This is a genomic window from Streptomyces sp. NPDC002888 (assembly GCF_042888465.1).
Taxonomy (GTDB): domain Bacteria; phylum Actinomycetota; class Actinomycetes; order Streptomycetales; family Streptomycetaceae; genus Streptomyces.
In genome coordinates, this window is the sequence record NZ_JBIAPU010000009.1 from 98,080 (window position 1) to 114,686 (window position 16,607).

16 protein-coding genes are annotated in these 16,607 nt (G+C 70.9%); 8 read left to right on the forward strand and 8 right to left on the reverse strand.

Annotated elements, in window-relative coordinates:
• Positions 1 to 45 precede the first annotated feature (45 nt).
• Entirely contained in the window at positions 46 to 1,686 is a 1,641-nt protein-coding gene (locus ACFYWX_RS16785; protein ID WP_389424772.1) for an alkaline phosphatase D family protein, read from the forward strand.
• Between the two features lie 76 nt (positions 1,687 to 1,762).
• On the opposite strand, the gene ACFYWX_RS16790 is transcribed toward ACFYWX_RS16785, so the two are convergent.
• On the reverse strand, positions 1,763 to 2,785 hold the full coding sequence (locus ACFYWX_RS16790) for a Gfo/Idh/MocA family protein (protein ID WP_389424773.1): 1,023 nt from the start codon (positions 2,783 to 2,785) through the stop codon (positions 1,763 to 1,765).
• Positions 2,786 to 2,885: 100 nt separating this feature from the next.
• On the opposite strand from ACFYWX_RS16790, the gene ACFYWX_RS16795 reads away from it, so the two are divergent.
• The 3 genes from ACFYWX_RS16795 (at position 2,886) to ACFYWX_RS16805 (ending at position 7,057) form a co-directional block, all read left to right on the forward strand.
• Positions 2,886 to 4,205 carry a multidrug effflux MFS transporter gene (locus tag ACFYWX_RS16795; RefSeq protein ID WP_389424774.1) on the forward strand — a complete coding sequence of 440 codons (1,320 nt, stop codon included), beginning with the start codon at positions 2,886 to 2,888 and terminating at the stop codon, positions 4,203 to 4,205.
• A 48-nt stretch (positions 4,206 to 4,253) separates the two neighbouring features.
• Complete coding sequence (locus tag ACFYWX_RS16800) at positions 4,254 to 5,396, forward strand: serine hydrolase domain-containing protein (RefSeq protein ID WP_389424950.1); 1,143 nt, start codon at positions 4,254 to 4,256, stop codon at positions 5,394 to 5,396.
• Between the two features lie 671 nt (positions 5,397 to 6,067).
• Positions 6,068 to 7,057, forward strand: a complete 990-nt coding sequence (locus ACFYWX_RS16805) for a small ribosomal subunit Rsm22 family protein (protein WP_389424775.1) — start codon at positions 6,068 to 6,070, stop codon at positions 7,055 to 7,057.
• 15 nt (positions 7,058 to 7,072) lie between these two features.
• Here ACFYWX_RS16805 and ACFYWX_RS16810 read toward each other — a convergent pair whose 3' ends face one another.
• Positions 7,073 to 7,249 carry a DUF6243 family protein gene (locus tag ACFYWX_RS16810; protein WP_389424776.1) on the reverse strand — a complete coding sequence of 59 codons (177 nt, stop codon included), beginning with the start codon at positions 7,247 to 7,249 and terminating at the stop codon, positions 7,073 to 7,075.
• A gap of 109 nt (positions 7,250 to 7,358) precedes the next feature.
• On the opposite strand from ACFYWX_RS16810, the gene ACFYWX_RS16815 reads away from it, so the two are divergent.
• Both ACFYWX_RS16815 and ACFYWX_RS16820 read left to right on the forward strand, forming a co-directional pair.
• Positions 7,359 to 8,006, forward strand: coding sequence for a TetR/AcrR family transcriptional regulator (locus ACFYWX_RS16815; protein ID WP_389424777.1), 648 nt, complete (start codon positions 7,359 to 7,361; stop codon positions 8,004 to 8,006).
• A 171-nt stretch (positions 8,007 to 8,177) separates the two neighbouring features.
• A complete protein-coding gene (locus tag ACFYWX_RS16820; protein WP_389424778.1) occupies positions 8,178 to 8,915 on the forward strand; it encodes a bifunctional DNA primase/polymerase in 738 nt (245 codons plus the stop codon).
• Positions 8,916 to 8,919: 4 nt separating this feature from the next.
• On the opposite strand, the gene ACFYWX_RS16825 is transcribed toward ACFYWX_RS16820, so the two are convergent.
• The 4 genes from ACFYWX_RS16825 to efeO are packed head-to-tail and all read right to left on the reverse strand — an operon-like array spanning position 8,920 to position 13,175.
• Positions 8,920 to 9,921, reverse strand: coding sequence for a hypothetical protein (locus ACFYWX_RS16825; RefSeq protein ID WP_389424779.1), 1,002 nt, complete (start codon positions 9,919 to 9,921; stop codon positions 8,920 to 8,922).
• Entirely contained in the window at positions 9,881 to 10,753 is an 873-nt protein-coding gene (gene efeU, locus ACFYWX_RS16830) for an iron uptake transporter permease EfeU (RefSeq protein WP_389424780.1), read from the reverse strand. The genes ACFYWX_RS16825 and efeU overlap by 41 nt, the downstream gene beginning before the upstream one ends.
• 3 nt (positions 10,754 to 10,756) lie before the next feature.
• Positions 10,757 to 12,010 (reverse strand): iron uptake transporter deferrochelatase/peroxidase subunit, encoded by a 1,254-nt coding sequence (efeB, locus tag ACFYWX_RS16835; protein WP_389424781.1) that lies wholly within the window; start codon positions 12,008 to 12,010, stop codon positions 10,757 to 10,759.
• Positions 12,011 to 12,020: 10 nt separating this feature from the next.
• Positions 12,021 to 13,175 (reverse strand): iron uptake system protein EfeO, encoded by a 1,155-nt coding sequence (gene efeO / locus ACFYWX_RS16840; RefSeq protein WP_389424782.1) that lies wholly within the window; start codon positions 13,173 to 13,175, stop codon positions 12,021 to 12,023.
• Between the two features lie 273 nt (positions 13,176 to 13,448).
• Between efeO and ACFYWX_RS16845 the strand changes: the two genes are divergently transcribed.
• Positions 13,449 to 14,093, forward strand: a complete 645-nt coding sequence (locus ACFYWX_RS16845) for a PhzF family phenazine biosynthesis protein (protein WP_389424783.1) — start codon at positions 13,449 to 13,451, stop codon at positions 14,091 to 14,093.
• A gap of 18 nt (positions 14,094 to 14,111) precedes the next feature.
• On the opposite strand, the gene map is transcribed toward ACFYWX_RS16845, so the two are convergent.
• Positions 14,112 to 14,969: a type I methionyl aminopeptidase gene (gene map, locus ACFYWX_RS16850; RefSeq protein ID WP_389424784.1), complete on the reverse strand. Its 858-nt coding sequence runs from the start codon at positions 14,967 to 14,969 to the stop codon at positions 14,112 to 14,114.
• Between the two features lie 58 nt (positions 14,970 to 15,027).
• On the opposite strand from map, the gene ACFYWX_RS16855 reads away from it, so the two are divergent.
• A complete protein-coding gene (locus ACFYWX_RS16855; protein WP_389424785.1) occupies positions 15,028 to 15,258 on the forward strand; it encodes a hypothetical protein in 231 nt (76 codons plus the stop codon).
• Here the strand turns inward: ACFYWX_RS16855 and ACFYWX_RS16860 are convergent, their stop codons facing one another.
• Positions 15,259 to 16,593 (reverse strand): MFS transporter, encoded by a 1,335-nt coding sequence (locus ACFYWX_RS16860; RefSeq protein ID WP_389424786.1) that lies wholly within the window; start codon positions 16,591 to 16,593, stop codon positions 15,259 to 15,261.
• Positions 16,594 to 16,607: the final 14 nt, after the last annotated feature.

Consider the following 16,607-nt stretch of genomic DNA (forward strand, 5'->3'; position numbering starts at 1 on the left):
GCCACTTCCATGCCTCCTGCAACCACTGCGACACGGGAGGCCCGGATGACACCCACCGCACGCCCGTCCCAGCACGCCCCCGAACTGCGCGCCGCCGCCCGGCACTTCGGGCGCCGCCGCTTCCTCACCGTCACCGGCGCGGCCGCCGCGCTCGCCTTCGCGGTGAACCTGCCGACGGCGGGCACCGCGGCCGCCGCCGAACTCGACGCCGCGAAGATCACCGACGACCCCTTCACCCTCGGCGTCGCCTCCGGCGACCCCCAGCCCGGCTCCGTCCTGCTGTGGACCCGCCTGGCCCCGGCCCCGTACCAGCCCGACGGCGGCCTGCCCGCCCAGCGCGTCACCGTCCGCTGGGAACTCGCCCACGACGAGAACTTCCGCCGGACGGTCAGACGCGGCTCGGCCACCGCCCACCCCGAGTTCCACCACACCGTGCACGTCGAGGTAGGCCCCCTGGCCCCCGACCGTGTCTTCTACTACCGCTTCCGCGTGGGCAGTTGGATCAGCCCGACCGGCCGCACCCGCACCGCGCCCCTCGCCCACAGCCGCGTCACCGGACTCACGCTCGCCGCGGTCTCCTGCCAGGCCTACCACGACGGCTACTTCACCCCGTACGCCCATCTCGCCCAGGACGACGTCGACGTGGTCTTCCACCTCGGGGACTACCTGTACGAGTACGCCGTCGACGCGGTGGGCGGCCAGCGCAAATACACCGACCGCACGCTCCCCGACGCCTTCAACCGCGAAACCGTGACGCTGGAGGACTACCGCCTGCGCTACGCCCTCTACAAGACCGACCCCGACCTGAGGGCCGCCCACGCCGCGCACCCCTTCGTCGTCACCTGGGACGACCACGAGACCGAGAACAACTACGCCGACGACACCCCCGAGAACAACGTCCCCCCGGAGGAGTTCCTGCTGCGCCGCGCCTCCGCCTACCGCGCCTACTGGGAACACCAGCCGCTGCGCCGCCCGCAACTGCCGGAGGGCCCGGACATGCGGCTCTACCGGCGCCTGCCGTGGGGCCGGCTCGCCCAGTTCGACGTTCTCGACACCCGCCAGTACCGCTCCGACCAGGCGTACGGCGACGGCGCCCAGCTGCCCGGACCCGACATCGACGACCCGGCGCGCACCATGACCGGCGCGACGCAGGAGCGGTGGCTGCTCGACGGCTGGCGGTCCTCGCGGGCGCTGTGGAACGTCGTACCGCAGCAGGTGACCTTCTCCCAGCGGAAGCTGGACCTGAACGCCGTCGCCAAGCTGTCGATGGACGCCTGGGACGGCTACCGCGCCTCCCGCCGCCGGATCCTGGACGGCGCCAAGGCCGCCGGGATCGAGAACCTCATGGTCCTCACCGGTGACGTGCACGTCGGCTACGCCTTCGACATCAAGGACGACTTCGACGACCCGGCGTCACGGACCCTCGGCACGGAGATCGTCGCCACGTCGATCGCCAGCGGCCGCGACGGCTCCGACAAGCCCGCCAACTGGACGACGTACACGACCGCCAACCCGCACCTGAAGTTCTACAACGGACGGCGCGGCTACGTGACCGTCGCCCTCGGCGAGGACCAGGCCCGCGCCGACTTCAAGACCGTGCCGTACGTGACCAGGCCGGGGGCACCGGTCACGACGGCGGCGTCGTTCGTGACGGGGGTGGGGGAGCCGGGGCTCAGGCCGGCGTGAGCTGGTGTGAGTTCTGGCAGGGAGCCGGGGCTCAGGCCGGCGTGAGCTGGTGTGAGTTCTGGCAGGGAGCCAGGGCTCAGGCCGGCGTGAGTTCCGGTGCGGTGTCCTCGTCGGGGTAGCGGACGCCGATGCGGTCCCGTATCGCGTCGAGCGTCCGCATCACGGCGAGGCTGCCGTCCAGCGGGACCAGCGGGGACTCGGTCTCGCCCGCCCGCAGCGCGCGCATCACCTCGCGGGCCTCGTGCTTGAGGCTGTTGCGCGGGCCGTCGGCCGGGTCCGCCACGAACTCCTCGGGGTCGTGTCCGTCCCGGTGCAGCACGAAACGGTCGGGGTGGAAGAAGCCGGACGGAATGTCGATACGGCCCTGCGAACCGGTGACGGAGGCGATCGTGGCCGTACCACCGGTGATCGAGCAGTGCACCGACGCGAGCGCGCCGCCCTCCCAGGAGAGCAGCGCGCCCGTCTGGAGGTCGACGCCCTCGTCGGAGAGGACCGCCCGCGCCGCCACGTCCGACGGCTCGCCGAGGAGAAGTTGGGCGAACGAGATCGGATAGACACCGAGGTCCAGCAGGGCGCCGCCGCCCTGGGCCGGGTCGCGCAGCCGGTGCGAGGGCGGGAAGGGACCCGCCAGACCGAAGTCGGCCTGCACGGTGCGCACGTCACCGATGGCGCCGTCGTCCACCAGCGTCTTCAGGCGCCGGACCAGCGGATTGCAGTACATCCACATCGCCTCCATCAGGAAGCGCCCGTGCTCCCGTGACAGCGCGACCAGCTCCTCGGCCTCCCGCGTGTTCAGCGTGAACGCCTTCTCGCACAGGACGTTCCGGCCGGCCGCCAGGCAGAGGCCGGCGGCCGCCCGGTGCGTGGAGTGCGGAGTGGCGACGTACACGACGTCGACGTCCGCGTCCTGCGCGAGCGCCTCCCAGTCGCCGTACGCCCGGGGAATCCCGAACCGTTCCGCGAACGCCTTCGCCGTCTCCTCCCGCCGGGAGGCCACCGCCACGACCTCCGCGTCGGGCAGATCGACCAGGTCCGCGGTGAACGCGGCCGCGATGCCCCCGGTCGCCAGGATTCCCCACCGCACGCTCTCCGCCGTCATCCCGGCTGCTCCCGCCCTCGCTCGCTCATGTGACCAGACCATCGGCATTCTGTACGAGCTGAGAGCATAGGGGGCGGATCACTCGGAGAGGGAGGGGCACATGCCCGAGGCCAGGGAGGGACAGACGCCCGAGGTCGACGCGTCGGCACCGAGCGTGCCCCAGGCCGCCGGACCGGAGGCGAAGTCGTCGGCACGCGCGGCGCGCGGTACCGGGCTGCTCGTCACCGTCGTCCTCGGCGGGCTGACCGCCACGCCACCGCTGGCGATGGACATGTACCTCCCGGCCCTGCCCGAGGTCACCCGCGCCCTGCACGCGCCCGCCGCGACCGTGCAGCTCACGCTCACCGCCTGTCTGGCCGGGATGGCCCTGGGACAGCTGGTGGTCGGGCCGATGAGTGACAGGTGGGGCCGTCGGCGCCCGCTTCTGGCCGGCCTCGCCGTCTACGTCCTCGCCACCATCCTGTGCGCGCTCGCGCCGACTGTGGAGTCGCTGGTCGCCTTCCGACTGGCGCAGGGGCTCGGGGGCGCGGCCGGGATCGTCATCGCGCGGGCCGTCGTACGCGACCTGTACGACGGCGTGGCGATGGCCCGCTTCTTCTCCAACCTCATGCTCATCTCCGGCGTCGCCCCGATCGTCGCGCCCCTCATCGGCGGACAGGTCCTGCGGGTGACGGACTGGCGGGGCGTCTTCGTGGTCCTGACGGTTGTGGGTGTGCTGCTGACCGGGGTGGTGTGGGCGCGGCTCCCGGAGACGCTCCCTTCGGGTGACCGGCACTCCGGCGGCGTCGGCGAGGCCCTGCGCTCGATGCGGCGGCTCCTCGCCGACCTGCCCTTCACCGGCTACCTGCTCGCCGGCGGCTTCGCCTTCGCCGCGCTGTTCGCGTACATATCCGCTTCCCCGTTCGTCATCCAGGAGATCTACGGCGCCTCCCCGCAGACCTTCAGCCTGCTGTTCGGCCTGAACTCGGTCGGACTGGTCGTCATCGGCCAGCTCAACGGCAAGGTGCTGGTCGGCCGGGTCCGCCTGGACAAGGTCATGGCCGTCGGCCTGACCGTCGTCATCCTGGCCGCGACGGCACTGCTGCTGATGGCCGCCGGTGCCTTCGGCGAGGTCGGGCTCGTCCCCGTCGCCGCCGCGCTGTTCGTGCTGATGTCCGCGATGGGCCTCACCCTGCCCAACGCCCAGACCCTCGCCCTCCTGCGCACCCGGCACTCCGCCGGGTCCGCCTCCGCCCTCCTCGGTACGTCCTCCTTCCTCATCGGGGCGATCGCCTCGCCGCTCGTCGGGATCGCCGGGGAGCACACCGCCGTCCCGATGGCCGTCGTCCAACTGGCCGCATCGCTGGTGGCGCTCGGCTGCTTCGTGGGAATGTGCCGTCCCTGGAAGACTGGTGCGGGCGCGGAGGGAGCAGACAGCTGAGCGGCGCGGAGGGAGCAGACAGCTGAGCGGCGCGGAGGGAGCAGACAGCTGAGCGCACCGAGACTGCGCAACGACACACCGGAACGGGCCGGACTCGACCCCGAGGAACTGAGGCTGCTGGTCCGTGAGGTACACGACCTCACCACCGGGGAGCGGCCCTGGGCGGCGGGCGCCGTCGTGGTCGCCGGACGAGGTCCGGTGATCGCGGTGGAGGAGGCGGCTGGCTGGGCGGTGCGATACGCGCGCTACGACGCGGAGACGGACGCCGGAGTGGAACTGCCGGCGCGGGCACGGGTACCGATGACGGTCGACACCCCCTTCGACCTGGCCTCCCTCACCAAGCTGTTCACGTCGGTCGCCGCGGTGCAGCAGATCGAGCGCGGGACGCTCGGGATCGACGCGCGTGTGGGGGCCTACCTGCCGGACTTCCGCGCGGTCGTCGAGCACGGCATCACGGTACGGCAGCTGCTGACCCACACATCCGGGCTGCGGCCGGAGCTGCCGCTGTACGACTGCCCGGACGACGCGGCGCGGCTGGAGCTGCTGCGGTCGGAGGCACCGGTGCGCAGGCCGGGCTCCTCGTACCTCTACTCCGACCTGAACATGCTGCTCCTCCAGCACCTTCTGGAACGCCTCACCGGGCGCGGCCTCGACGTCCTCGTGTACGACGGGATCACCCGGCCGCTGGGCATGACGTCGACGGACTTCGGGCCCTGCCCCGACGCGGCGGCGACCGAGGACCAGCGGCGGCCGTGGGCCAAGGCGGACCGGGGGATGCTGCGGGGTGTCGTCCACGACGAGAACGCCTGGGCGCTGGGCGGGGTGGCCGGCCACGCGGGCCTCTTCTCGACCGGCCGCGACCTGGCGGTGTTCTGCCGCACCCTGCTCTCCGGCGGCTCCTACGGCCCCGCCCGCATCCTCGGCCCCGACTTCGTGGAACTGCTGCTGACCCCGCCCGGCCTGGGCTTCGCTGTCGACCAGCCCTGGTTCATGGGCGAACTCGCGGGGCGGGGCGCCGCCGGGCATACGGGGTTCACGGGGACGTCCCTGGTGCTGGACCCGGCGACGGACACGTTCGTGGTGCTGCTGGCCAACACGGTCCACCCTCGGCGAAGGGGGGCGGACAGCAGGCCAAGGGCGGCGATGGGGACTTGGGTGGGGCGGGGGGTGCGGGGGGTGCGGGGGGCTTGAGGTGAGGTGGGCTGGGCTGGGTGGGTGCCTGTTGGTGAGGTGGCTGTTGGGTGAGGTGGCTGTTGGGTGAGGTGACTGTTGGTGAGGTGACTGTTGGGGCCGCCCGCTTCTTGGCCAGTGTCGTGCTTCCGCGGCCCGCCTCAAGGGCGCTTCGCGTCGGCTGCGCCGATCGGCCTGCGGCCGACCCTTGACCCGGTCCGCTCCAGCACGGGTGAGAAGCGAGCGGGCGGCCGGGGAGGAGCGGGGGGCCGAGGTGTGCTTGCGGGTGGGGGCTTGCTGTGTTGTGGGCCGGGGTTGGCGGGCGCGGGCGCGTCTTGCATGGACGCCGGGTTTGGCTGGCGGCGATCGGCCGGTGGGTGGGGTCCGCCGTGGCCCGTAGCCAGGCCGACGGCCACCGCGTCGGCGGGGTGGCGGAATGCCGGGGGGCTTGGCGTCTGCGGGCGGTGTGTGGTGGGCGGCAGGTGGTTGGGGGCGCGCCGGGTGGGTGTGGCGGCTTCGGCTGGTGGGGCCGCCGTCGATAATTGGCGGATGTGGGCCATCGGAAGGGGCATGCCGCGAGGTGAGCGGGCTTTGGGGCTGGCACGGATCTGCCAATTGTTGCCGCCGTGCCTGCTCGGGAGGCGCTGGGAGTGGTGGGGCGGGTAGGGGGTGGGGGCTGCGAGAATTGGGGGGTGAACGTTTCCGTTTCTGTTGCCGAGAGTCTGCGTGGGGCCCTTGCCGGGCTGCTTGAGGGACTTCCGCCCAGGCAGGCTGCCGGGGCCGTGGAGCGGCTCATCGCCAGCTATCGCGGGGTCACGCCTACCGACGCGCCGATTCTGCGGGACCGGGCCGATGTGGCCGCGTACGCCGCCTATCGGATGCCGGCGACCTTTGAGGCGGTGCGGTCGGCGTTGGAGGCGTTCGCCGAGGCCGTGCCCGGGTGGGTGCCCGGCAGTCATGTGGATGTCGGTGGGGGGACGGGCGCCGCGACGTGGGCGGTCAGCGCCGTCTGGGGTGGGGAACGGGCCGTGACCGTGCTCGACTGGGCCGAGCCCGCGCTTGCCCTCGGGCGGGAGATCGCCGCCGCCAATCCGGCGCTGGAGGGTGCTCGGTGGCAGCGAGCCCGTATCGGGGCGGCGCTCGACCTGGGCAGTGCCGACCTCGTCACCGTTTCGTATGTCCTCAACGAGCTCACCGAGGGCGACCGTGCCGCCCTTGTCGATGCCGTCGCGGCTGCCGGACAGGTTGTTGTGATCGTCGAGGCCGGTACCCCTGACGGGTACGCCCGCCTCATCGAGGCCCGCGATCGGCTGGTCGGCGCCGGGTTCCATGTCGCGGCCCCCTGCCCGCACAGTGCCGCCTGTCCCATCGTCCCCGGGACGGACTGGTGTCACTTCTCGGCCCGGGTCAGCCGGTCCTCCCTGCATCGGCAGGTCAAGGGTGGCTCCCTCGCCTACGAGGACGAGAAGTTCAGCTACGTCGCCGCCAGTCGGCTGCCCGTGGCCCCCGCTCCGGCCCGCGTCGTCCGTCGGCCCCAGATCCGTAAGGGGCAGGTCCTCCTCGACCTGTGCGAAGCCGACGAGCGTCTGGCCAGGGCGACGGTCACCAAACGTCACGGCGACCTGTACAAGGCGGCCAGGGACGCCGACTGGGGCGATCCCTGGCCACCGGCTGAGCGCTGAGTGCGGCCGGTCTCCTCACCGGCGGTCTTCGCGCGCCTCCTGGAGCCTGCGCAGCAGTTCCCGTTTCTGGGCCTGGGGGTCGAGGCCGCCTCCGATGCGGCCCCTCTCGCCGGCGCCCCGCAGGGCCTTGCGGCCGAGGTTCCTGCGGGTGCCGCCGACGCCCAGCATGTTTCCTGATCCGCCTCGTGTCATCAGGGGTTCCTTACGTCGAATGAGTTGCGAGACGATGCGTATCGTCTTGCGTGACAGTCACCACTGTCCGGCGAGACGATCCGTCTTGTCAAGGTGATAAGTTCGGGCCATGGCCGCTCAGAAGTCCGCCCAGTCCGCTCGATCAGCCTCCCCCGACGCCACCCGCCGCAGCGAGAAGTCCCGCCGCGCCATCTATGCCGCCGCCCTCGAACTCGTCGTGGAGGTCGGCTATCCGAAGACCACGATCGAGGGAATCGCCGCCCGCGCCGGCGTCGGTAAGCAGACGATCTACCGCTGGTGGGGGGCGAAGGCCGACGTCCTGCTGGAGGCGTTCCTGGATCTCAGCGAACAGGCGGCGCGGGACGCGGGGGTGTCGGAGCGGGAGCTGTACGTCATCCCGGACACCGGCGACCTCGCCGCCGACATCAAGGCCGTGTTGCGGGCCACCGTCGACCAGCTGACGGATCCCCGGTTCGAGGCGCCCTCCCGAGCCCTGGCCGCCGAGGGCGTGGTCAACGAACAGGTCGGCCGCGAGTTCATGGCCAAGCTCATGGAACCGTCCCTCCAGCTGTATGTGGACCGCCTGCGCTCCGCCCAGGACGCCGGCCAGGTCCGCCCCGAGATCGACCCGCGCATCGCCCTCGAGTTCTTCATCTCCCCGCTGGCCCAGCGCTGGCTCCAGTACACGGGCCCGATCTCCTACGAGTACACCGACACCCTCGTCGACTACGCCCTCCACGGCCTCGCCCCGCGCTGACCCGGCGCCGTATCCGGGAAAACACACCCGGAAATGCGTACGATCAACCCCGATCCGGGTACGCGGTATGTCTTGTCTCACTCACCCCGGATGTCGGCTACCGCCCCCCGGGGCCCAGGAAGGTGGGACCATAGGGCATGCTGTCCGCACCACAGCGAGGCTAGGGGATAGATGAGCGCGGAGTTCGGCGGTCGGTCCGGCCGGCAGGGCAAACTCTCCCAGTGGCTGCGAGGACGCCGTCCCAAGGAAGCCGCCGGTGACGGTGGTCGTGAGGCCCTGCTGCTCGCCGCCGCCGAGGTGGGGCTTCCGCTCGCGCCCGCCGCTTATCCGGCGCCCGGCTATCGCTGTTCGTGCGATCGCGTCGGTTGTCCGACTCCAGCCCGGCACCCGGTGTCGTTCGCGTGGCAGACGCAGTCCACCACCGACCGCGGCCAGATCGAGCGGTGGGCCCGCCACCAGCCCGAAGCCAACTTCATCACCGCCACCGGCATGGTGCACGACGTGCTCGACGTGCCGCTGGAGGCGGGGCGGGAGGCGCTGGAGCGGCTGCTCGGGGCGGGCGTCGAGGTCGGTCCGGTCGCCGAGAGCGACGACGGACGCATGCTGTTCTTCACCCTCACCCGCGGCACCCCCGAGGACGAGGACGAGTGGTGGCCGTGCGAACTGGACTGTCACCCCGAGACGATGGACGAGCATCCCGGGATGCGCTGGCACTGCCGGGGCTCCTACGTTCTCGTACCGCCGGCGCGGCTGCCCGGTGACGACGGCCCGACCGTGCACTGGGTGCGCGGGCTGGAGCATCCACTGCCGGACCCGCTGAGCCTCCTCGAAGTCCTCACGGACGCCGGTGCCCGCCATGCCGGGCAGGAGTCCGACCATCTGAGCGCGGGCTGGCCCCTGCGGCACTGAGGGCCTATTCGCCCTGAGCGCCCGTCAGTCCCTCGACGCGGCCGAGTACGGACACCTTTGCGCCGTCGAACTCCTTGCCCGGGTCCAGGGCCACCTCGTTGGAGACGAACTCCATCGTGAGGGACTGCTTGATCTCGCCCTTCGTCAGCGCCTGCACGTTCTTGTTCGGCGTGGGGACCGACGTGCCCGGCGCGGCCGTCTGCTTGACGTAGTGGTGCGTGGTGAAGAACACCAGCGCCCCGCCGTCCGCCGTGCGCAGCGCCAGGGGCGCGTAGTCGCCGCTCGTCAGCGGCTCGTCGATGTACTGCGTCGCCAGGCCCGGCCTGGTGGCGTTCCGCTGCCGCTCCACCCGCCACGCGCTGGTGTGCGTGCCGTTCGCGAAGGTGCTGCCGCCGCTCTTGAGGTACGTCGTGTAGTCGTCGCTCAGGTTCTTCGGCGCGACGGCCAGTTCCGTCGAGTCCGCCGGCACGGCCTCGGCCCAGCCGTCCGCGTCCTTCTTGAACTCCGGTACGGCGTCGGGGGCCACCAGCGTCAGATACGACGCCTGCCACGGCTCGGACAGGTCGTCGCGCATGAACACCAGCAACCAGCGGGCGTCGCCGCCCTTGTTGGCCTTGGTGTCGGCGACGAACCAGCGCGGCCAGCCCGCCTTCTTGGGGATCGTGTAGTTCGCGTCCGTCAACACCAGCGGGGAGTGCGTGGAGTTGCCGTCCGGGCTGGTGGCGTTGCCCGCCTTCAGCCGTGCCGCGTCGATGTCCCCGAGCGCCCCGGTGGTGTAGTCGGCGTCCAGGGAACCGTCGTAGGCCTTGTCGGCCGCGTTGTACGCGTTCGTGAACTGCTTCAGTGCCTTGGCGGCCTCGGCCCGCGTGGTGGCCGGGATTACCTCGCGTTCCCCGTGTACCACCACGCAGCCGCTCGACGTCAGCGACAAAGCGGCCAGTGAGGCCGCTATGAGTGCGTTCCGGTCACGCCTGCGGAGCTTTCGAGGGCTGCGATCCCTGGTCATCAGGTGACTTCACCTTCCCCTTCCCGGAGGCGAACCCTACCGGGGCGAGGAACAGCGCGAGCGTCGGGATCAGGTACAGCAGCCACACCGTGACCTGGAGCACGGTCGGATCCGCCTGGAAGTTGAAGACGCCCTTCAGCAGGGTGCCGTACCAACTGTCCGGCGGGATCGTGGCGGTGATGTCGAAGGCCTTGTCGGTCAGGCCCGGGATCCAGTCGGCCTCCTGGAGGTCGTGGAAGCCGTACGCCAGCACACCGGCCGCGATCACGACCAGCATGCCGCCGGTCCACGTGAAGAACTTGGCCAGGTTGATGCGCAGGGCGCCCCGGTAGAACAGCCAGCCGAGGACGACCGCCGTGGCCAGCCCCAGGGCGGCGCCGGCCAGCGGGCGCGGGGTGCCGTCGCTCGCCGAGTGCACCGACACCCATACGAACAGGGACGTCTCCAGACCCTCACGGCCCACCGCCAGGAAGGCCGTGGCCACCAGTGCGCCCGTGCCCATCCGCAGTGCCGCGTCCAGCTTGCCGTGCAACTCGGACTTCAGGTGCCGGGCGGTGCGCCGCATCCAGAACACCATCCACGTCACCAGGCCCACCGCGAGGATCGACAGCGAACCACCGAGCGCCTCCTGCGCCTCGAACGTCAGCTCCTGGGAGCCGAATTCCAGGGCGCAGCCGAAGCCGAGGGCCAGCGCGACCGCGACGCCGATGCCGATCCAGAGGGGTTTGAGGGCGTCCCGGCGGTCCGTCTTGACCAGGTAGGCGATGAGGATGCAGACGACGAGGCTCGCCTCGAGCCCCTCGCGCAGACCGATCAGGTAGTTGGAGAACATGGGCTACGCCTCCTTGGAGAACAGCGTGCTTCCCCACCAGTCGTCCTTGTCGCGGACGCCGGGCGGGACCGCGAAGACCGCCGAACCCACGTGCTGGATGTACTCGTTGAGCGCGTCGGTGGCCAGGTTGCGCTGGACCTGGATGAACCCCTTGCGTACGTCCCTCTGGTAGGCCAGGAAGAACAGGCCCGCCTCCAGCCGGCCCAGGCCGTCCGTGCCGTCGGTGAAGGAGTAGCCGCGGCGCAGGAGAGTCGCCCCGTGGTTGGAGTCGGGGTGCGCGAGCCGCACGTGCGCGTCGGGCTTCATCGCCTTCAGGAACGGTTCGTCACGCTCCTTGGCCTTGCCGACCGGGGCGCCCTCGCCCTTGTCGCGGCCGAAGATGTCCTCCTGCTCCTGGAGGGAGGTGCGGTCCCAGGTCTCGATGTGCATGCGGATGCGGCGGGCGACGAGATAGGAGCCGCCGGTCATCCACTCCGGGCCGTCCTTCTCGTCCGCCCACACGAACTTCTTGAGGCGGTCGGTCTCCGTGCCCGCGATGTTGCGGGTGCCGTCCTTGAAGCCCATGAGGTTGCGCGGGGTCTGCGCCTCGGGGGTCGTGGACGAGGTCTTGCCGAAGCCGAGCTGCGACCAGCGGATGACGACCTTGCCGAAGCCGATCCGGGCGAGGTTGCGGATGGCGTGCACCGCGACCTGGGGGTCGTCCGCGCACGCCTGGACGCACAGGTCGCCGCCGCTGCGGTTCTTGTCGAGGTTGTCGCCGGCGAACTTCGGCAGGTCGACGAGGGCCTCGGGCCGCTGCTCCGCCAGGTCGAACTTCCCGAACAGCGACGGCCCGAAGCCGACGGTGAGGGTCAGCCGCGACGGCTTCAGGCCCAGCGCCTCACCGGTGTCGTCCGGCGGCGCCTCCGCGAGGCCGCCGTACGCGCCCTCACCGACCGCGTGCCCGGCGGTCATCCGCCGGGCCGCCTCGGTCCAGTCCTTCAGCAGCTGGACGAACTCGGCGCGGTCGTCGGTGGTCACGTCGAACGCGGCGAAGTGCAGCCGGTCCTGCACGGGCGTGGAGATGCCCGCCTGGTGCGCGCCGTGGAAGGCGATGGCGGCGCCCGCCTCGGCTCCGGCCGGGTCGACGTCGTTGCCGGTGCGGGTCATCGCGACCGCCCCGCCGGCCGCGGCGGCGCCGAGCGCGAGCCCGGCACCGCCCCAGCCGATCAGCGCGCGACGGGAGGGCGTGGGGGAGGTGCTGTCGGTGTCCGTCATGGTCAGGTCCCTACTTCACGACGACGGCGGCGGCGAGCTTGGACAGCGGCTCCGCAAGGGCGTTGACCGCGTCCGACAGCTCCTTGCGGTCGGCGTCGCCGACCTTGTCGTAGGAGGTGAAGTCGTACGAGTTCTTGTCCGCGCGGTACTTGTCGAGCAGCGTGTTCAGCGTGCCGAACTGCTTGTCCAGCTCGGTGGTGAGCGTCTTGTCGTTCTCCTGTGCGACCGGCTTGAGCAGCTCGTACGACTTCTGCGCGCCCTCGACGTTGGCCTTGAAGTCGACCAGGTCGGTGTGCGAGTAGCGCTCCTCCTCGCCGGTGACCTTGCCGGTGGCGACCTCGTCGAGCAGCTCCTTGGCGCCGTTGGCCATGGAGGTGGGGGTGATGTCGGCCTTGCCGACCCTCGTCTGCCAGTCCTTGAGGTCGGTGATCAGCTGGTCGGCGAGCTGCTTCTCGCGGTCGCCGATCTTCTTGTCCTGCCAGAGGGCCTTCTCCAGGCGGTGCCAGCCGGTCCAGTCCTTCGCCGGGTCCTGGCCGTCCTCCAGGCCGTCCTCGCGGACGTCGACCTTGGGGTCGATGTCGCCGAAGGACTCCGCGACGGGCTCGGTGCGCTCCCAGCCGATGCGGGAAGGCGCGTAGGCCTTCTTGGCGGCCTCGATGTCGCCGTCCTTGACCGCCTTGGCGAAGGTTTCGGCCAGCGGCAGCGTCTCGTCGGCCTGTCCCTGCACGTAGGTGCGGTAGGCGGCGACGGCCTTGTCCAGGCGGGGGTCGCGCTTGGTGGCCTTGCCGCCGGTGACCTTGAGGGTCTGGCGGATGCCGTCGCCCTTCATGCCCGGCTTGCAGGCGATCTGGTACTCGCCGGCCTTCACCTCGGCGGTGACCCGCTGCTTGGTGCCGGCGCCGATGTTCTCGCGCTCGGTGACGACCCGGTCGTCCGGGAAGAGGACGTAGACCTCGGTGACCTTGGAGCCCTTGTTCTCTATGGAGAGCTCGATGTGCCCGGCGGGCACTTCCTTCTTCGACGTCTCGCACTTGTCGTCGGTGGCGGTCACGCTGATCACGTGGTCGCCGTCCTTCGCGCTGCTCTTCTCTGTGCAGCCCGTGACGGCGGTCAGGGCCGCCGCGGTGGCGGCGGCGGTGACGACGGACAGTCTGACGGCACGCATGCGGGCTCCCAGCGGCTGGCTCAAAAATGACGTGACAGAGCTCACGAAGGTTGGTGAGGCTCGCCTAACTTATCTGAGGCTTACCTGTGCGATACCCCAGCGTGCCGTGATTCACCTCTCATAGACGCTGTAAGAGCGCGAGATGATCACGGTGGCGTAAATCGGACCCCATGGAATGGTCAAAGGGGATTCAAGGATTCCGGTGGGGAGTGATCAGGATCGCACCGGACCGCGGATGCGGAATTCAGGCGCTCCAACTGTTTCAATGCGCGGGTGACTGACTACGACGTGCTCCGCGTCTTCTGCGCGCCGAACGGCGGATACGGCAACGAACTGGGCGTCGTCCGAGAGGGCTCGGTGGTGCCGGAGCGGGACGAGCGGCAGGCCCTGGCGGCGAAGCTCGGCTTCAGCGAGACGGTGTTCGTGGACGACCCCGAGCGCGGGATCGTCGACATCTACACCCCCGGCCTGCGCCTGCCCTTCGCCGGGCACCCCTGTGTCGGTACGGCCTGGCTGCTCGACGTCCCCGAACTGGTCACCCCGGCCGGAGTCGTGGGTGCCCGCCAGGACGGGGAGTTCAGCTGGATCGAGGCGCGGGCGGAGTGGGCCCCGCCGCGCACCCTGCGCCAGTACGCCACCGCCGCCGAGGTCGACGACCTGTCCGTCCCCCCGCCCGGCGAGTGGATCTACGCCTGGGCCTGGGAGGACGAACCCGCCGGCCGCATCCGCGCCCGCGCCTTCCCGGGCCGCGACGACGGCATCGAGGAGGACGAGGCGACCGGGGCGGCGGCCATGCTCCTCACGGATCAGCTGGGGCGGGCGCTGAACATCACGCAGGGGGCGGGGTCGCAGATCCTGACGGCGCCACAGCCGGGAGGGTGGGTGGAGATCGGAGGGCGCGTTCTCCTCGAGCGCTAGGCCGTTCCCGGCCCCGCCCTACGGCAGCGTGAGGATCTCCGCGCCCGTCTCCGTCACCACCAGCGTGTGCTCGAACTGCGCCGTCCGCTTCCGGTCCTTGGTGACGACCGTCCACCCGTCGTCCCACATGTCGTACTCGTGCGTCCCGAGCGTCAGCATCGGCTCGATCGTGAACGTCATGCCCGGCTGGATGACCGTCGTCGCGTGCGGGCTGTCGTAGTGGGGGACGATCAGGCCGGAGTGGAAGGACGAGTTGATGCCGTGCCCGGTGAAGTCCCGCACCACCCCGTAGCCGAAGCGCTTGGCGTACGACTCGATGACCCGCCCGATGACGTTGATCTGGCGGCCCGGCCTGACCGCCTTGATCGCCCGGTTGAGGGACTCCCGGGTCCGCTCCACCAGCAGCCGCGACTCCTCGTCGACGTCACCCACGAGGTACGTCGCGTTGTTGTCGCCGTGCACCCCGCCGATGTACGCCGTCACATCCAGGTTGATGATGTCGCCGTCGCGCAGCACCGTGGAGTCCGGGATGCCGTGGCAGATGACCTCGTTGAGCGAGGTGCACAGGGACTTGGGAAAGCCGCGGTAGCCCAGCGTCGACGGGTAGGAGCCGTGGTCGCACATGAACTCGTGCGCCACCTTGTCCAGTTCGTCGGTGGTGACACCCGGCGCGATCAGCTTCGCGGCCTCGGCCATCGCCTGCGCGGCGATCCGGCCGGCGAGGCGCATCGCCTCGATCGTCTCGGGTGTCTGCACCTCCGGCCCGGTGTACGGCGTCGGCGCGGGCCTGCCGACGTACTCGGGGCGGCGGATGTTTCCGGGCACGGAACGGATGGGAGACAGCTCCCCTGGTACGAGCAGCGACTGGCCAGACATGCCAGCGAGTCTAGCGAGCGGGTATGGGGGAACATGTCGGTGGCGAGAGGAGCTGGTCATGCCCCTGTTCAAGAAGCGGACCGTCGGAAAGCCGGGCGAGTGGTACTACTGCCTGGAGCACAAGAAGGTCGAGGAAGGGCCGGAGTGCCCTGCCAAGGACCGCTTCGGTCCGTACGCCTCCCGTCAGGAGGCCGAACACGCGATGCAGAGCGCCCGTGAGCGCAACGTCCAGTGGGAGAACGACCCCAAGTGGCACGACGCCCCGGCGGGTGACCGGCGCGAAGACTGATCACACGGGGGAGACGGGTGCGGCTGCCGCGCGCTGGTCGCGCAGCCGCACCGCGTGCTCGTTCGTCCGCACGTCGTACGTCATCAGCTTCGGCAGGCACAGCGCCAGCAGCCCCACCGCGCCCACGCACAGCAGCCCGCCCGACCACACGGACGTCCGTACGCCCCGCCAGGCGGCCATGCCGCCCAGCCAGACCTGGCCGAGCTGCGGACCGACCGAGTAGGACAGCAGCTCGATCCCGGCGAGCCGGCCACGCAGCTCGTCCGGGATCGTCTGGTTCCACATGGCCCCGCGGAAGATGCCGCTGACCATGTCGAAGCCGCCGCCGAGGGCGAGGAACAGCAGCACCAGCCAGACGTTCCCGGAAACACCGGCGGCGGCGATGGCCAGACCCCACAGCGCGGCCGAGAGGACCACGATCCGCCCGTGCCGGTGGATCCGTGAGGTCCAGCCGCTGGTCAGGCTCACCAGCAGCGCGCCGGCCGGGACCGAGGCGTACATCAGGCCGAGCGACCACTCGGCGTCCAGCTCGTCCGCGAGGAACGGCAGCACGGCGAGCGGCATGGCGAAGAGCATCGCCGCGATGTCGATGACATACGTGCCGAGGAGCTCCTTGCGGCTCCAGGCGTACCGGGCGCCCTCGACGATGGACTTCAGCGACGGTTTCGCGGCCTCGTGGGAGGCGGGGGAGGGGGCGAGCCGGACGCAGATCGCCACGGAGACGAAGAAGGTGAGCAGATCCACGGCGTACGCCCAGCCCAGCCCCGCGTAGGCGACGACCACGCCCGCGAGCGCGGGGCCCGCGACGCCGCCCACCTGCCAGCGCAGCGAGTTGAGGGAGGCCGCGGCGGGCAGGTGCTCGTGGGACACGATTCTCGGCATCAGCGAGTCGAGGGCGGGGCGCTGCACGGAGCCGAGGGCGGAGGACAGGGCGGCGACGACGTACAGCGGCCAGACGGCGGAGTGCGGCGCAGCTGCGTTGACCAGCAGCCCCACGGCCAACAGCCCCTGCCCGGCCTCCGTCCACACGATCAGCTTCCGCTTGTCCCACGCGTCGGCGAGCGCACCGCCGTACAGCCCGAACACGATCAGCGGCACCAACTCCACCGCCCCGATCGCCCCCACCGCGGCCGCCGACCCGGTCAGCTCCTTGATCTGCACCGGCAGCGCGACGAACGTCAGAAAACTCCCGAAGTTCGTGATCAATCCCGACATCCAGAGCCTTCGGAAGTCGGCGGAGGCCCGCCAGGGGGCGAGATCGGGGAGCAGCGCGCGGAGTCCGGAGGGGGGCGGGGAGGCGGGGGGCGCGGGGGAGGCGGGGTGTTCGTCGGTCACGAGGGGTCATGGTC

What these genes read in the sequence shown, in the direction of transcription:
- ACFYWX_RS16795 (WP_389424774.1), top strand. Translation starts at nt 2,886, where the DNA reads ATGCCCGAGGCCAGGGAGGGACAGACGCCCGAGGTCGACGCGTCGGCA.
- ACFYWX_RS16785 (WP_389424772.1), top strand. Translation starts at nt 46, where the DNA reads ATGACACCCACCGCACGCCCGTCCCAGCACGCCCCCGAACTGCGCGCC.
- ACFYWX_RS16825 (WP_389424779.1), bottom strand. Translation starts at nt 9,921, where the DNA reads ATGACCAGGGATCGCAGCCCTCGAAAGCTCCGCAGGCGTGACCGGAAC.
- ACFYWX_RS16815 (WP_389424777.1), top strand. Translation starts at nt 7,359, where the DNA reads ATGGCCGCTCAGAAGTCCGCCCAGTCCGCTCGATCAGCCTCCCCCGAC.
- efeU (WP_389424780.1), bottom strand. Translation starts at nt 10,753, where the DNA reads ATGTTCTCCAACTACCTGATCGGTCTGCGCGAGGGGCTCGAGGCGAGC.
- ACFYWX_RS16855 (WP_389424785.1), top strand. Translation starts at nt 15,028, where the DNA reads ATGCCCCTGTTCAAGAAGCGGACCGTCGGAAAGCCGGGCGAGTGGTAC.
- ACFYWX_RS16810 (WP_389424776.1), bottom strand. Translation starts at nt 7,249, where the DNA reads ATGACACGAGGCGGATCAGGAAACATGCTGGGCGTCGGCGGCACCCGC.
- ACFYWX_RS16790 (WP_389424773.1), bottom strand. Translation starts at nt 2,785, where the DNA reads ATGACGGCGGAGAGCGTGCGGTGGGGAATCCTGGCGACCGGGGGCATC.
- efeB (WP_389424781.1), bottom strand. Translation starts at nt 12,010, where the DNA reads ATGACGGACACCGACAGCACCTCCCCCACGCCCTCCCGTCGCGCGCTG.
- map (WP_389424784.1), bottom strand. Translation starts at nt 14,969, where the DNA reads ATGTCTGGCCAGTCGCTGCTCGTACCAGGGGAGCTGTCTCCCATCCGT.
- ACFYWX_RS16820 (WP_389424778.1), top strand. Translation starts at nt 8,178, where the DNA reads ATGAGCGCGGAGTTCGGCGGTCGGTCCGGCCGGCAGGGCAAACTCTCC.
- efeO (WP_389424782.1), bottom strand. Translation starts at nt 13,175, where the DNA reads ATGCGTGCCGTCAGACTGTCCGTCGTCACCGCCGCCGCCACCGCGGCG.